12 protein-coding genes are annotated in these 14,744 nt (G+C 51.9%); 4 read left to right on the top strand and 8 right to left on the bottom strand.

The genetic code is table 11. The features are described 5' to 3' along the window. Positions 1-110: 110 nt before the first annotated feature. On the top strand, positions 111-1,502 hold the full coding sequence (gene uhpT / locus DSD31_RS00200; protein ID WP_004869094.1) for a hexose-6-phosphate:phosphate antiporter: 1,392 nt from the start codon (positions 111-113) through the stop codon (positions 1,500-1,502). A gap of 48 nt (positions 1,503-1,550) precedes the next feature. On the opposite strand, the gene DSD31_RS00205 is transcribed toward uhpT, so the two are convergent. From DSD31_RS00205 to DSD31_RS00230, 6 genes are all read right to left on the bottom strand, one after another. Then, complete coding sequence (locus tag DSD31_RS00205; RefSeq protein ID WP_004869092.1) at positions 1,551-3,389, bottom strand: ATP phosphoribosyltransferase regulatory subunit; 1,839 nt, start codon at positions 3,387-3,389, stop codon at positions 1,551-1,553. Positions 3,390-3,546: 157 nt separating this feature from the next. Further along, complete coding sequence (gene hisS / locus DSD31_RS00210) at positions 3,547-4,815, bottom strand: histidine--tRNA ligase (RefSeq protein WP_004869089.1); 1,269 nt, start codon at positions 4,813-4,815, stop codon at positions 3,547-3,549. After that, positions 4,812-6,164, bottom strand: a complete 1,353-nt coding sequence (locus DSD31_RS00215; protein ID WP_015585474.1) for an amino acid permease — start codon at positions 6,162-6,164, stop codon at positions 4,812-4,814. Before DSD31_RS00215 ends, hisS begins: the two co-directional genes overlap by 4 nt. 254 nt (positions 6,165-6,418) lie before the next feature. After that, positions 6,419-7,555, bottom strand: coding sequence for a histidine decarboxylase (locus DSD31_RS00220; protein WP_004869084.1), 1,137 nt, complete (start codon positions 7,553-7,555; stop codon positions 6,419-6,421). Positions 7,556-7,592: 37 nt separating this feature from the next. Next, positions 7,593-8,939 (bottom strand): histidine-histamine antiporter, encoded by a 1,347-nt coding sequence (hdcC, locus tag DSD31_RS00225; RefSeq protein ID WP_004869082.1) that lies wholly within the window; start codon positions 8,937-8,939, stop codon positions 7,593-7,595. A gap of 334 nt (positions 8,940-9,273) precedes the next feature. Then, positions 9,274-10,176 (bottom strand): LysR family transcriptional regulator, encoded by a 903-nt coding sequence (locus tag DSD31_RS00230; RefSeq protein ID WP_032718434.1) that lies wholly within the window; start codon positions 10,174-10,176, stop codon positions 9,274-9,276. Positions 10,177-10,281: 105 nt separating this feature from the next. Here DSD31_RS00230 and DSD31_RS00235 point away from each other — a divergent pair, with 105 nt between their 5' ends. The 3 genes from DSD31_RS00235 to nepI all read left to right on the top strand — a co-directional run bounded on the left by DSD31_RS00235 (position 10,282) and on the right by nepI (position 12,705). After that, positions 10,282-10,734, top strand: a complete 453-nt coding sequence (locus DSD31_RS00235; protein ID WP_004869077.1) for a DUF1198 family protein — start codon at positions 10,282-10,284, stop codon at positions 10,732-10,734. Between the two features lie 114 nt (positions 10,735-10,848). After that, the gene (locus DSD31_RS00240) at positions 10,849-11,370 is read left to right on the top strand and encodes an SRPBCC family protein (protein WP_032718432.1); all 522 of its coding nucleotides are present in this window, start codon (positions 10,849-10,851) and stop codon (positions 11,368-11,370) included. 153 nt (positions 11,371-11,523) lie between these two features. After that, entirely contained in the window at positions 11,524-12,705 is a 1,182-nt protein-coding gene (nepI, locus tag DSD31_RS00245) for a purine ribonucleoside efflux pump NepI (protein WP_054828988.1), read from the top strand. A gap of 74 nt (positions 12,706-12,779) precedes the next feature. On the opposite strand, the gene phnX is transcribed toward nepI, so the two are convergent. Next, a complete protein-coding gene (gene phnX, locus DSD31_RS00250; RefSeq protein WP_015585479.1) occupies positions 12,780-13,589 on the bottom strand; it encodes a phosphonoacetaldehyde hydrolase in 810 nt (269 codons plus the stop codon). Between the two features lie 9 nt (positions 13,590-13,598). Continuing rightward, positions 13,599-14,702: a 2-aminoethylphosphonate--pyruvate transaminase gene (gene phnW, locus DSD31_RS00255; protein WP_044348721.1), complete on the bottom strand. Its 1,104-nt coding sequence runs from the start codon at positions 14,700-14,702 to the stop codon at positions 13,599-13,601. Positions 14,703-14,744 lie beyond the last annotated feature (42 nt).

The following is a 14,744-nucleotide window of genomic DNA, read 5'->3' on the forward strand; positions in this document are numbered from 1 at the left end:
AAACTAAGAAATTTTCCCGGTTCCGCCGGGACACTGTCTCAGGCCAGTCTCCGCGCGGCTTTTTACAATGCCTGCCATTCGCAGGTATAAAAATTAGCCCGGAGTGTCCTATGCTGGCCTTTCTAAACCAGGTGCGCAAGCCGACCCTGGATCTGCCGCTCGATGTGCGGCGTAAAATGTGGTTCAAACCGTTCATGCAGTCCTATCTGGTGGTCTTTATCGGCTACCTGACGATGTATCTGATCCGCAAAAACTTTAACATCGCCCAGAACGACATGATCTCCACCTACGGGTTGAGCATGACCCAGCTGGGGATGATTGGCCTGGGCTTCTCGATCACCTACGGCGTGGGTAAAACGCTGGTGTCCTACTACGCGGACGGGAAAAATACCAAGCAGTTCCTGCCGTTTATGCTGATCCTCTCCGCCATCTGTATGCTCGGCTTTAGCGCCAGTATGGGGGCCGGTTCAACCAGTCTGTTCCTGATGATCGCCTTCTATGCGCTGAGCGGTTTCTTCCAGAGCACCGGCGGTTCGTGTAGCTATTCAACCATTACCAAATGGACGCCACGTCGTAAGCGCGGCACCTTCCTCGGCTTCTGGAATATCTCTCACAACCTTGGCGGCGCGGGCGCTGCGGGCGTGGCGCTGTTCGGCGCGAACTATTTGTTCGACGGCCACGTTATCGGCATGTTCATCTTCCCGTCGATTATTGCGCTGATTGTCGGTTTTATCGGTCTGCGTTTTGGTAGCGACTCTCCGGAATCCTACGGCCTCGGCAATGCCGAAGAGCTGTTCGGCGAAGAGATCAGTGAAGAGGACAAAGAGACGGAAGAGAACGCCATGACCAAATGGCAGATTTTCGTCGAGTATGTCCTGAAAAACAAAGTCATCTGGCTGCTGTGCTTCTCCAACATCTTCCTCTATGTGGTGCGCATCGGTATCGATCAGTGGTCGACGGTCTATGCCTTCCAGGAGCTGAAGCTCTCCAAAGAGGTGGCGATTCAGGGCTTTACCCTGTTTGAAGTGGGCGCGCTGGTCGGAACGCTGCTGTGGGGCTGGCTGTCGGATCTGGCGAACGGCCGTCGTGCGCTGGTGGCCTGTATCGCGCTGGCGTTAATTATCGCAACCCTTGGCGTTTACCAGCATGCCAGCAACCAGTATGTCTATTTGATGTCGCTGTTTGCCTTAGGCTTCCTGGTCTTTGGCCCGCAGCTGCTGATCGGCGTGGCGGCGGTAGGGTTCGTCCCGAAAAAAGCTATCGGTGCGGCGGACGGTATCAAAGGCACCTTTGCTTACCTGATCGGCGACAGCTTTGCCAAACTGGGGCTGGGAATGATTGCCGACGGCACGCCGGTCTTTGGCCTGACCGGCTGGGCGGGTACCTTTGCGGCGCTGGATGCGGCAGCTATCGGCTGTATCTGCCTGATGGCTATCGTCGCGGTCTTTGAAGAACGTAAAATTCGTCGCGAGAAAAAGAAACCCGTTTTGCAGAATGCCTGAGTGATACGTATGGGTAACGTTGCCCGGCATTTATGCCGGGCTTTTTTATTACATCATCAGTGAATGACTCAAATGGGCGACGACATCGTTGAGTGAAATTTGTACCCAATCATGATTTTCTTCGTCGTAAAATGTCACCTCGGTCTCATTGCCATCAATAAGTAAAATAAAGCGCGCGCCCTGACGCTGGGCATTTTTTTGTCTGGTTGCGAGCCGTAAAGAAGAACAATCATTCAGAATGCTTAAATGTGGAAAACTGCGGCGTAAGCGCCGGCTCAGGGTCAATGCCACGCTGCGCGCTCTTTCCTGACATGGAATAATCACCAGATCAATATGCTTGCCGGGTAAGTTAACTTTTTTGGTACTGCTGAGCAGATGCATGATGGGTTCCAGCATAAAAGCAAACCCACAGGCGGACACAGGGTGGCCAATCAGCTGGCTGGCAGTATGATCATAGCGTCCTCCCCGGCATAACAATTGATGGCGATACGGGGCGTCAGAGTGCCACTCAAAAATAAGATCATTGTAGTTATTCACGGGGAAAAGTTTGCGGTCGTGAGTAAACGGGATATGCAAGGCCGTCAGGGTGTCACAGAGCCGGGTGAATCGCTGACGTGAGCGGGCTGATATCCATGACTCTAATTGAGGAGCCGGTTCCGCAAGACGCTGCATTAAACTGTCTTTATCCGTTAATAAACGTTCCGGACGGGTGTTGAGCCAGTTAAGTTGTTGGGCGTTCAACAGGGCGGCGAAAGGACGGTAGTATTGTTGTAGGGCATGACGAAAATGCGCAAACTCTTCCTGATTTCCGGTAGTGTTAACTTTGAGGTCGATGAACGGTAATAACTGAAGAGATTTAAAAAAATCGTACTGCAGGGAAATAAGTTCGATTTCAATGCCAATATCGGAATAGCCGAAGGTCTCAACACCCAGCTGGTGAAACTGGCTAATATTTTGCTGATGCTGACGACGAAACATGGTCCCCTGATACCAGACTCTTGTTTCAGTTTGCAAATTTCGATGCTGTGACAGTAGCCGTAAGCACCCCATGGTGCCATCACCGCGAAGTAATGCCTGATGATTTAATAAAAGCTCGCCGGAGTCAGAACAAAAAGACTGAGTTAAATCTTCCTCAAGTTTTTCCAGCAACGGGGTTCGTATTTCGTGATAACAATACTGGCGCAACAGGTATTCTGCTTTTTTTTCTAGCCACTCCCAGGTTGCCGCGGGATTGTGGTCATGTTTCCTGGGGCGGCCTATTTTCCGCGGACGTAAATTCCGTTGGAGTTTTTCCTCAAGTGATTTAGAGTATGCGGTGGTAGCCAGCAGGCAATTTTGGGTTAATGCAGATTCAATCCGCGTTATTATTGCCGGACTCATGCTGCCGAGGCAAAACTGTTGGTAAATATTGCGACGTTGTAATGCATTTTCACCCAGACGTAAATACTCGTCATGAGGTGTAATTCGTTGCTGCGGCGCATCGGCAGAGCTGTGATGGGAAAACTCATCAGTGCAGTGACATTCAATATATTTTTTAACGAGTAAAAAATACGCATTGGGTTCGACCGGGCTGCAATCGTAACGGCTATCCCACAGCGTGCCATGCCGCTGATGTCGGTGGTTGAAATCATGCGCGTAACCTTTCCCAAGGTGCTGCATGAAACGTCCCAGGCTTTCTTTGTCCGGGGCAGAAAGGAGCAATGTTATTTTTTGCAACGACAATGAATATGCATGTAGTTTTATGCTGTAAATAGCTAATGCATTATCAACGCAATGATAAAGATTGCTAATGTCTTCGTCATCTTTAAATATAACCTCATCATTATGCCCTGACAGTTTTACAAGATGAGGGATGCCATCAATGAATAATCTGTTTTTTCGCGGCATAGTTAAATTACTTAATTTAGTGATTGATAATATAAGGAGGGAGGCAGGATGTTTGTTTTATTATGATTGTCTTAATGTTAATCATTCTCACTCCCATATTTGAAGATCTTACAGGAGCTACCAAAAAACGACAAGGGTAGTTTGATAGCTCACTTTTTTATTTGTGACTAATTTCTGAAATCTGTAATTTTACCTGCTCTATACTCATGGATTCTTGCTGATTATTTTGTAAATTCCACAGCCGAAGATTCTCGTCATAATTAATTGTAAGAATGTATTGGCAACCACTTTTAAGCGCATTTTGATGTTGCCGCTTTAATTTCGCGCCGCTGCAATCAGTCAATACGTTTAAACCAGGCAGGTCTCTGCGTAACTGACAAGCCAGCATCTGTGCGCGGATACCACCATCATTTAGCTCGCTGGTAATAGCAATATCAGGTGCCGATTGCCATTGTGGGTTCTGGCCGTCACAAACGGTTTGTAGCAGCAAGAGTAAGCGTTCGATACCGATGGCAAAACCACATGCGGGAAGTTTCTTGCCGCTAAACAGTTCTGCGAGGCCATCGTAGCGGCCACCACCACAAACGGTACCCTGAGACCCTAAATCATCAGTAACCCATTCGAAGACCGTCCGAGAGTAATAATCTAAGCCGCGTACCAGGCGGGGGTTAATTTGATAGGTAATTCCTGCATTATCCAAAATCGTCCGTAGGGTATCAAAATGCTGGCGAGACTCTTCACCTAAAAAATCAAGCAGACGTGGAGCATGTTCAATAACGTTCTGAAGGTCAGGATTTTTACTGTCGAGAATACGTAAGGGGTTGATGGCAAGACGTTTCACGCTATCTTCATCGAGCATAGCGGCATGCTGAGTGAACCATTTGACCAGCTCTTCGCGGTGCGCCTGCCGTTCTGCGGAGGTGCCGAGGGAGTTTATTTCAAGGCGGACGTTCTGAGTAATATTTAAATCTTCAAAGAGATCCCGAACCATAAAAATGAGCTCGGCATCCACGTCGGCGCCGGACATGCCGAATGCTTCGATGCCAAATTGTGTAAACTGGCGCAAGCGGCCTTTTTGCGGGCGCTCATAGCGAAACATCGGTCCTTGATACCACAAGCGCTGTGACTTGTTGTAACACATATTGTTTTCCAGCACGGCACGCATACAGCCGCTGGTTCCTTCAGGTCTAAGAGTGATATGTTCACCACTTTTATCTGTGAAATCATACATTTCTTTTGAAACGATATCAGTCGCCTCACCCACCGCTCGTTCGAACAGCGTCACGGGTTCGAGCAGTGGCAACCGCATCTCCTGATATCCGTAACGAAATGCCATATGGTGGAGCTTTCTTTCCAGCCACTGCCACATGGGGGTTTCATCGGGAAGAACGTCTCTCATACCTCGTATAGCCTGGATCTTGTTCATGACAACTCCTTACTTAAATTAGAAAAAGAGGGTTTTGTTGGGCGTGTTTCTGAGACGTCATTTTTTTGACGATGACGCCTGGCAATGTAGAAAAGATAAAGAGGGAGAGTGGCCAGCTGTAAAACGATTCCCCACACCACCGTTGCCGAACTTTCTGTCATAAGGGCTAATGTGATGAAACAAAGCGCAACGAAGCTGAGGCAGCAGTAGCAATAGAAGTTTGTATGTTTCTTCTGGCGATTGATGACCATCATTACCGGGAGTGAAATGGCAGCGAAAGCGTAGGGTAGAAGGCTGGCGGAGATGGCCAGGGTAATAATGGTTTTGAACTGGCTTTGTAAATCGGGTGACAGCGTTAGCAGCAGGAGCAGGGTCATCAAAGATGCAGTGAAAACGAGCCCTGCCCACGGAACACCATGACGGTTTATTCGGGCAAAAAAATCCGGTAAAAGTCCATCCTCTGCGGCGGCTCTGGGGACTTCTGTCTGGAGAATTTGCCAGCCAGGCATTGCGCCAAGACAGGCGATAACCACCATAGCGGAAATCAGAGAGCCGGCGACTTTCCCCCACATCGCGGCAGCGCTGTCGGCAAAGGGGGAGGATGAATTCACCAGAACATCATGTGGCAGTATGCCCATCATGACATTGGTGGATGTGGCATAGCATAACCCCGCAATGGCTAAGCCCAGTAAGGTCGCCAGAGGGACGGTGCGACGGGGATTTTTTACCTGCCCAAAAGAGACTGATGCCGATTCAATACCGAGGAATCCCCATAACGATATCGTGGCGGCGTTGATAATGGCCTGCAGGTCGCTATGGTTACTGACATTCCAGCTCATCTGATAACGCCCGGCATCAAAATGCCACCAGCCCAGCATACCGATGCTCAGGATGACCACCACCATGCACCCACCGGTAAACAGCTGAGCGTATCCCACCAGCTTTGCACCTCTTAATCCCCACAGGACAGAGAGCCATAACAAGATAATACAAGCGCTGGTGCCGTAGAGGGGGTTATGCAGTGCGGGGAAGAAATAGGAGAGATAGCCCACGCCGGCAAGTAGCAAGGCGCAATTGCCAATCCACGTTGAAAGCCAGTAAAACAGGGTCATTTGCAGGCCAACGAAAGGGCCAAAACTCGCCGTTATACTGGCAATAATTCCCCCATTTCGTGGAAATAACTCACTCATTTTGCAAAAGATGAGTGCCAGTGCAGTAATGGCTAAAAAAGCGACCCCCCATCCCCACACGGAAATCGCACCGATACGTGCGAGTGTGGCGGGCAGCATAAAGACCCCGCTTCCCATCATATTTGATGCTGTCATCACGGTCAGGGCAAGCAGGCCCATCTGATTGGTTCTCGCGCAGCATTTACTCATGCCAGTCCCCATTAGGTGGATGATGAAAAACAGTCGCAGCGGAGTCTGATGTCTCCCCGGCGAATGTCTCAGGCACAATTTTGTCGTTACAACATATCGACAAAGCGGTAATCTGAATTAAGGCTCCGTAGAAACAGAGCCTGAAGGACGCACCGATATTGATTGGTCTCGGCATCGGTGACGTCTGTCCTGGAGGGCAGTGAGTGATTATCACTGCCCTTTTACTATGCGGCCTGTTTTTTCAGGTCGGCGATCACGTCATCAATCAGTGCATCAATTTTGCTGGAATCAAGGTGGTGCGCGGTGGCGATGAGGTGGGCAATATCGCCAGATGTAGCAAGACAGTGTTTCTTCCAGACGGCCTCTGATGGGCAAGGGAAGACGACGGTGATGGAGTTTTTGTTGCGCCAGGCATCAATTCCCGCGGACTGAAAACGGTCAACGGCATATTGCGCCATATTCAGGCTGCGTTCGATGCGACGCCGCCACTCCTCCCATGAATGGCTACGAATTGCCTCCCACATCATGAGTGGGGTATGACCGTTACGCGAACCTGAAATGGTTTTATCGTGAGCAGAAATATAATCAATCTCTACAGAGATCCGATCGACATTTTTCTTTTTAGCAACAACAATGCCGCAAGGAATCGGTGAGCCAATCATTTTGTGTCCGGAAACACCGATGGAATCAATGCCATCTGCGAAGTTAAACGGCTGTGGATTATCCACAAAAGGTAAGATCATTCCACTCAGCGCCGCGTCAGCGTGAAGATAATAATCTTTGCGCTCAATGCCCAGTTCGCTAATTGATTGCTGAATGATGGCAATATTATCAATAGCTCCGCGAACGGTAGTCCCGATATTTGCAAAAATAATGGGGTGCTTTTCATTGTCGCGTTTTATTTTTTTGATTAAATCGGCATAATCCATCTCACCATTGGGCTGCGATTCAACAAGCGTCGATTTTATGCGCAACAGCTTGACGATTTTTGCCACGGAGTAATGGGTATCTTTCGAGTAGTATAGTGTACCGTTGGGGAAAATCTCCCGACCCAGATAGCAGCCAAACATATTGCCTTCGGTACCGCCATTGGTCACATACCCCCAGCTTTCTTCAAATGGGATTTTAAATAGCTGGGCGAAATACTCCATGACCTCTTTTTCAAAATCAAAGGAGTTTAATAAGTAGTTGCAGTATTCCCCCCAGTCACCACAGTTGTTGATTGAGAAGCGCATGAAACGTTCAAGGATGGTGTAATCAAAATCTGCCGATTCAGGATATCCGATATTAAAATATTGGTTTTTTACACAATATGACCAGAAAGAATCAAGTTTATTTTGATCGCTAATGGATAATGTCATTTTAAACTCCTTGGTGTTCTTATTTATATATCTGGATTTACTTGTCTAAATAGAGAGTGGTTTGGCCTTTTTTGCTTTTTCCTGCAGCCACGAAAGAAAATAAAGGAATAGTCACCATCATCATAAGTATTCCCCAGAACATGGAATCGCTACCTGACCCCAGTAAGGCGAAAATACAGTAGATCATGCCAATGACGACAAGCGTGCAGTAAAACATAAAGGTGCTGCCGCGGTTCATTTTCTTTGATACGAGAATGATCGGTAAGGAGATCAATGCATACATATACGGGAGCAAAGAAGCGAATACTGACATTAAGATAATGACTTCAAACTGCTTGGCGAGGTTTGGTGAGGCGGTAAGCAGTAATACAATGCTCATCAGAATACCGGTGAAAATAAGACTTTTCATCGGGACATCCTGTTTATTGGTGTCAGAGAAAAATTTCGGGAACAGGCCTTGCTGAGCACCTGCACGTGGCCCTTCTGACTGCAAAATGAGCCAACCCGAGATTGAGCCGAAGCAGGCAATAATACTCAAGGCGGAGGCAATGTTACCCGCCATATTACCGAACATGTAGCGCGCGGCGTCTGCGAATGGCGCAGCCGAGGTGATCAGAACATGATGCGGAACCAGGCCCATGATGACGGTGCAACTCCCGACATAACATACAGAGGCGATAAGCAGTCCCATTACCGTCGCACGAGGTACGGTACGCTCAGGATTTTCAACTTGCCCTGTTGAGACGACAGCAGATTCAATTCCTAAGAATCCCCAGAGAGCAATCGAGGATGCAGAAATAATTGCGGAGGAATTACTGCGCCCGGTCGCATTATAAACTTCGGAATACATTTCTGGGTTAAACCAGAACCAACCCACCAGGCCCACGCCTAAAATAACGACAAGGCCACAGGTTGCGGTGAAGGACTGTGCCCGACCGGCGACCCTGGCACCGAAACTCGCAAGGAATACAAATGCCCACAAAATAATAATGGCAGCGATACAGCCATAGACCGGGTTTTTTAATTCAGGGAAAAAGAAACTTAGATATCCAACGCCAGCAACCAGTAAGGCAACATTACCAACCCAGGCGCTTATCCAGTAACAGATGGTAGTTTGAAATCCGATAAATGGCCCAAAAGCATCGCTGGCATAAGCAACGATCCCTCCGGTTCGTGGTGTAATGAGACTGGTTTTAGCAAACACTAATGCGAGGGCAATAACACCGATAATGGTAAATACCCATCCCCATATTGAGATAGAACCAATGCCTGCTAAATTAGTTGGTAACATAAATACACCTGACCCCATCATATTCGATGCGGTCACTAATGTCAGGGCAATGACTCCCATTTTATGAGCAGAGCCTGAGCTAACTGTTCCCATAATGGTTTCCTATTAATTTTGAATTTTACGATAAGTGAAAGTTCGTACTGAAGTCGGGGGTATTTTTATCAACGAGAAGGTGCTGTTTTTGTGATGGGGGTCAAAAATGAGTATTAAGTAGATTATTAAACGCTGAAGATCTGGTGGTTATTTGTTCAATTGTGGCGCAATTGACTCTGTCCCCTTTTATTTAAACTATTTGTGCCGCGGTTTTATAATGCTAAGGCGCCGCTGCGACATGAACAGATAAAAGGGCTGAAGCAACGGTTGTGTTAAATAATATGCGTTCATGTGCCTGTTTGTGGTTTATTTTGTTTCTTTTTAATCTGTTTATTTACTTTTGCTGGTTAGTCCTGAACAACAGCTCCCTCAGCCACTGTTGCGCCGGGTCGCGATGGCTACGTTCATGCCAGGCCATGCTTTTGCTAAATCCGGGTATTGTCAGCGGCGGCGGGGCGATGCGCATCCCGTCGGCCATCTTCGCCAGCCGGCGCGGCACCACGGCTATCATGTCGCTGATCGCCAGAATCTCGGGCAGCACCAGAAAACTACTCACCGACAGCCCCACTCGCCGCGAACGTCCCAGCGCCGCCAGCGCCTCATCGGTTACGCCACGAAAGCTATCGCCTTGCCAGGAGACCAGCACATGTTCCAGCGAGCAGAAAAGATCGAGGGTTAACGGCGCGGCGGCCAGCGGATGGTCTGCCCGCATCAGGCACACGTACTCTTCTTGATACAGCGTCCGGCTGTGGAGATCGGGCGGCGTGGAATGAGGCGTCAGCAGTGCAATATCGACATCACCCCGCTCGGTCTGGGCAAAGAGCATCTGCGGAGAGTCCGGAATAACGCGAACGCGAATGCCCGGCGCCCGTGTTTTCAGCGCGGCGATAAACGGCACGATCGCCGCTTTGAGCGCGTAGTCGGTCGCCGCCATTGTCCAGGTAAAATCCGCCTGTAGAGGGTCGAAGGTGGCCGGATAGAGCAGCGCTTCGGCATCCGCCAGCAGCTGCTTAACCGGCGAAGCCAGCGCCTGCGCGCGCAGAGTCGGCAACATACCGTGTGGGGCGCGGATAAACAGCGGGTCGTTAAAGGCTTCCCGCAGCCGGGTAAGCATGCCGCTGACCGCCGGCTGCGTCAGGGAAAGCCGCGTCGCAGCCCGGGTAACGCTGCGTTCATCGAGCAGGGCATCCAGCGCTTTCAGCAGATTCAGATCGAGGTTTCTGATATCAGATTTCATGATGAAGGTCCGCAGCGGCGATAAGTCACATTATGGTATGCCGGGGAGTCGACAGCGCGCAAATTCCCATTATGATAGTGGGGCTGCGGTAGATTGAGAGGAAGCATGATCTGGTTAGGATTAGCCACGCTGGTGGTTGTATTTGTTGTCGGTTTTCGGGTGCTTACCTCTGATTCACGCCGTGCTATTCGCCGCCTGAGCGAACGGTTAGCCATTACCCCGGTGCCGCTGGAGTCAATGATCGATCAGCTGGGAAAAACCGCCGGAAATGAGTACCTTCATTACCTTGAGCGCCCCAATGAGGCGCATCTGCAAAACGCCGCCCAGGTCCTGTTGATCTGGCAGGTGGGAATCGTGGATAGCGGTGAACAGAACCTGCACTACTGGTATCGTCTGATGCAAAAGGCCCGCCTGGCCGCGCCAATTACCGATGCGCAGATCCGTCTGGCACAAGGATTTCTGCGCGAGCTGGACCCGGATCTGAGCGAGATTGTCGCCCTCCAGCAGCGCTATAACGCGCTGTTTTTACCCGAAGACGGCGTGCACTGGCTGCATTGATATCACGGTACGTGATAATCACCATCAACGATGGTGATTAGATTTATATCACTTCCGGACAGATGATAGATCTCGTGAAATCACATAGTTACGAGGTCTTTTATGACACAGTCAATGCAACAAAGCGCCATCGTCTGGCCGGAAGCATACCTGCCCGGTACCACCGATAACTTCGCCTCCAACGAAATCATCGTCAGCGGCCTGACGGCGGCAGATATCTGGGCGCAGCTCAACGACACCACGCTGTGGCCAACCTATTACAGTAACGTGGCCGATATCCGTTTTCATGATGGTAGCGGACCGATGCTGAGCGCCAACGCCCGCTTCCGGTTCGCCACTTTTGGCTTCCCGATTGAAGCGCAGGTCACCGAATATGTTCCGCCGGTGGCCGGGCAGGCGGCGCGCATCGCCTGGCACGGCTGGGCAGAAGGCGATGAAACCACGCGTCTGGACGTGATTCATGCCTGGCTGTTCGAAGACTTACCCGGCAATCGCGTGCGCATTCTGACTCAGGAGTCGCAAAAAGGCGTACCGGCACGGACCCTGGCGCAGACGCTACCGAACCCGATGATCAATGGTCACCAGGAGTGGATTTGCGGCCTGGCCACGGCGGCGAGAAAAGCGCTGCGCGCTTGATGCTGCCGTCTGAGCGTTGGCGAGCCTCGTCTGACCGGCTCGCCACCTCATCAGCCACAATAATCAAGTTTGAAGTTGTCAAAACGTTAAATTAGTCACACACAAAATGTTACACTGCGCAGCTTTTCCGCCATTCAACCTTGCAGGTAACTGATGACTCCTCTGAATGAAGCCAAACAACATGCCAGCGAACACGCGCGGCCAAACTGGTCGGCGGTCTTCGCGGTGGCCTTCTGCGTGGCCTGCCTGATTACCGTTGAGTTTTTACCGGTGAGTTTGCTGACGCCGATGGCCCAGGATCTGGGGATCTCTGAAGGGCTGGCCGGCCAGTCGGTCACCACCACGGCGTTTGTGGCGATGTTCGCCAGCCTGTTTATCACCTCCATGATTCGCAGTACCGATCGCCGCTATGTGGTGATTCTCTTCTCGGTTCTGCTGACGGTATCCTGTCTGCTGGTCTCTTTCGCCAATAGCTTTGCGCTGCTGCTGGTGGGCCGAGCCTGTCTCGGGCTGGCGCTGGGCGGCTTCTGGGCGATGTCCGCCTCGCTGACGATGCGCCTTGTCCCGATGCGAGTGGTGCCAAAAGCGCTATCGGTTATCTTTGGCGCGGTGTCGATTGCGCTGGTGATTGCCGCGCCGCTGGGTAGCTTTCTGGGCGGCGTTATCGGCTGGCGTAACGTCTTTAATGCGGCGGCGGTGATGGGCGTACTCTGTACGCTTTGGGTACTGAAGGTGCTGCCCTCTTTACCCGGCGAAGCGCCGCATCAACAGCAAAATATGTTCGGCCTGCTGAAACGCCCCGGTGTGATGGCCGGGATGTGCGCCATCTTTATGGCCTTTGCCGGGCAGTTTGCCTTCTTTACCTATATTCGTCCTGTCTATATGACCCTCGCCGGTTTTGATGTTGATGGCCTGACGTTAGTCTTGCTGAGCTTCGGTATTGCCAGCTTTATCGGTACCTCGCTGTCGTCGGTCATCCTCAGGCGCTCGGTGAAGGCGGCCTTAACGGCTGCTCCGCTGGTACTGGCGACAAGTGCGACGGTGCTGGTGCTGTGGGGGGAAAGTCAGGTGGTGGCATCGGCGGTGGCGATAATCTGGGGCTTTGCTTTTGCATTGATTCCGGTTGGGTGGTCAACGTGGATCACCCGCTCGCTCTCCGACCAGGCGGAGAAGGCCGGATCGATCCAGGTGGCGGTCATTCAGCTGGCCAATACCTGCGGTGCGGCGGTAGGTGGCGTGGCGCTGGATCATCTTGGCCTGCTATCGCCGCTGGTGATTTCCGGCGCGTTGATGCTGTTGACCGGCCTGCTGGTGGCTGTCAAAGTCCGGGTGTAGTCGGGACTGCGTTTCACGGACGAGGCAACCCGGGCAGGGTGCGTATGACGCCGCCCGGGAACAGGCAGTGAAATCTATGGGCGTTCGCCTTTTGCCAGACGGGCGTTAATATCGGCAATTACTTCCGGCAGGTCGGCCAGCGTATCAACCACATAATGCGCTCCCGCGGCATACAGCTTGCTTGCTGCACTCTCGCGGCGGGTGGCGATCTCTGCCGTCGTCATTGCCTGATATTCTTCCCAGGTGGCGCCAAACTCGTTGCCGGACACCGCCAGGCCGACGCTCCACATGCCGGCGTTCAGCCCTTCGGTAATCCCTGGAGCAGCATCGTCCACCTTCACACAGTGAGCGACGGCATCAATACCCAGAGCAATGACGTTTTGCAACGCCATCCACGGGCCTGGACGGCCGCCGGCCGCGAGGTCGTCGGTGGCGACCCAGTAGTCCGGCGCATAGCCCTGGGCGGCGGCGGCGGGCACCAGCTTCTCCATCACCGGGCGCGGGTAGCCTGAACAGGAACCCACTTTCAGCCCTTCAGCACGCAGTGCGGAAATCGTCTCAACAACCCCGGCAATCGGTGCAGAAAAGTCGACAACTTTGGCGATTTGCAGCGGCATAAACGCGGCGTAAATCGCATCAATATCAGCCGCGGTCATCGCCCGGCCAAATTTCGCCTGCCAGCGGGCATCCACGGAAGGTAATTTACCCAGCGCTTCAATATGTTGCCACTTGCCGAGCCCCATCGGTACGCGGGCTTCTGCCAGGGTGATATCAACATCAAATGCCTGATGAAAGGCCTCGACGAAAATTTGCGTCGGCGCAAATGAGCCGAAATCCACGGTGGTGCCAGCCCAGTCAAGGATCAGTGCGGTAATACGGTTCATGGCGGTTCCTTAGTGAGTCCAGTACATGGCGTTGTCGATAGCGGTCAGCAGGGCGGTAATGTCGGCGGCATACACCTCGCCAATATTGCCAATACGGAAACAGTCGCTCTGCGAGACTTTACCCGGATAGATAACGAAGCCCTGCTCTTTCAGCTTCTGATAGAACGCGTTGAAGCGGTACTGCGGCGCGTCCGGAGAGTAAAACGCGGTAATGATCGGTGAATGCAGGCTGTCGTCCAGCAGCGGCTGGAAGCCCAGCGCACGCATCCCGGCGACCAGACGGCGCTGGTTGGCGCTATAGCGCTGGTGGCGTGCGACCACGCCGCCCTCTTCGGCCAGCTCTTTCAGCGCCTGGGCAAAAGCCAGCACGGTGTGGGTGGGGGAGGTAAAGCGCCATTTTCCATGGTTATCTTCCATGCATCGCCACTGGGCATACAGATCCAGAGACAGCGAGCGCGAGCGGCCTTTACAGGTCTCCAGTTCGCTCACGCGTGCAATGACGAAAGCGAATCCCGGCACACCCTGAATGCATTTGTTGGCAGAGCTAATCAGGTAATCGATGTTCAGCGCGGCGATATCCAGCGGAATACCGCCGAAGCTACTCATGGCATCCACGATGTAGCGTTTACCATAGCGCTGCGCCAGAACCGCCACCTCTTCGATGGGGTTAAGCATCCCGGTCGTGGTTTCGCTATGAACCATAGCAATATGGGTGATCGCCGGGTCCGTCTGGAGGATCCGTTCGATCGCTGCGACGTCTGGACGGGCGACTTCGCCGCAGTCATACGGGTGACAGGCAATGCCCATCATTTCCGCCATTTCAATCATCCGCGCCCCGTAGGCCCCGTTGCTGATGATCAGCACTTTGCCCTGCGGGCCGATTGCGCTCCCGAGTACCGCTTCGACCGCGTAACTGCCGCTGCCCTGCAGCAGAACCGAGGTGTAGCCTTCGGCCGGGGTAGCCAGCCGTACCAACTGCTGGCGAATGGTTTGTACTACGCCGAGATTGTAATCATCATCCCAGGTACAGCTATCGAACAGCATGGCCTCTTTTACCGTACGGGAGGTGGTCAGCGGGCCGGGGGTCAGCAGCAGGTAATTGCGTGAAGTCATTTATCTCACCATTGGTCTATACCAGATTGATATTATGATGCT

The organism is Klebsiella sp. X13 (assembly GCF_003323835.1).
Taxonomy (GTDB): Bacteria; Pseudomonadota; Gammaproteobacteria; order Enterobacterales; family Enterobacteriaceae; genus Klebsiella; species Klebsiella ornithinolytica.

Bases quoted from the DNA above. Each gene is read 5' to 3' on its own strand.
- uhpT (WP_004869094.1), top strand. From the start codon at position 111: ATGCTGGCCTTTCTAAACCAGGTGCGCAAGCCGACCCTGGATCTGCCG.
- DSD31_RS00205 (WP_004869092.1), bottom strand. From the start codon at position 3,389: ATGCCGCGAAAAAACAGATTATTCATTGATGGCATCCCTCATCTTGTA.
- hisS (WP_004869089.1), bottom strand. From the start codon at position 4,815: ATGAACAAGATCCAGGCTATACGAGGTATGAGAGACGTTCTTCCCGAT.
- DSD31_RS00215 (WP_015585474.1), bottom strand. From the start codon at position 6,164: ATGGGCCTGCTTGCCCTGACCGTGATGACAGCATCAAATATGATGGGA.
- DSD31_RS00220 (WP_004869084.1), bottom strand. From the start codon at position 7,555: ATGACATTATCCATTAGCGATCAAAATAAACTTGATTCTTTCTGGTCA.
- hdcC (WP_004869082.1), bottom strand. From the start codon at position 8,939: ATGGGAACAGTTAGCTCAGGCTCTGCTCATAAAATGGGAGTCATTGCC.
- DSD31_RS00230 (WP_032718434.1), bottom strand. From the start codon at position 10,176: ATGAAATCTGATATCAGAAACCTCGATCTGAATCTGCTGAAAGCGCTG.
- DSD31_RS00235 (WP_004869077.1), top strand. From the start codon at position 10,282: ATGATCTGGTTAGGATTAGCCACGCTGGTGGTTGTATTTGTTGTCGGT.
- DSD31_RS00240 (WP_032718432.1), top strand. From the start codon at position 10,849: ATGCAACAAAGCGCCATCGTCTGGCCGGAAGCATACCTGCCCGGTACC.
- nepI (WP_054828988.1), top strand. From the start codon at position 11,524: ATGACTCCTCTGAATGAAGCCAAACAACATGCCAGCGAACACGCGCGG.
- phnX (WP_015585479.1), bottom strand. From the start codon at position 13,589: ATGAACCGTATTACCGCACTGATCCTTGACTGGGCTGGCACCACCGTG.
- phnW (WP_044348721.1), bottom strand. From the start codon at position 14,702: ATGACTTCACGCAATTACCTGCTGCTGACCCCCGGCCCGCTGACCACC.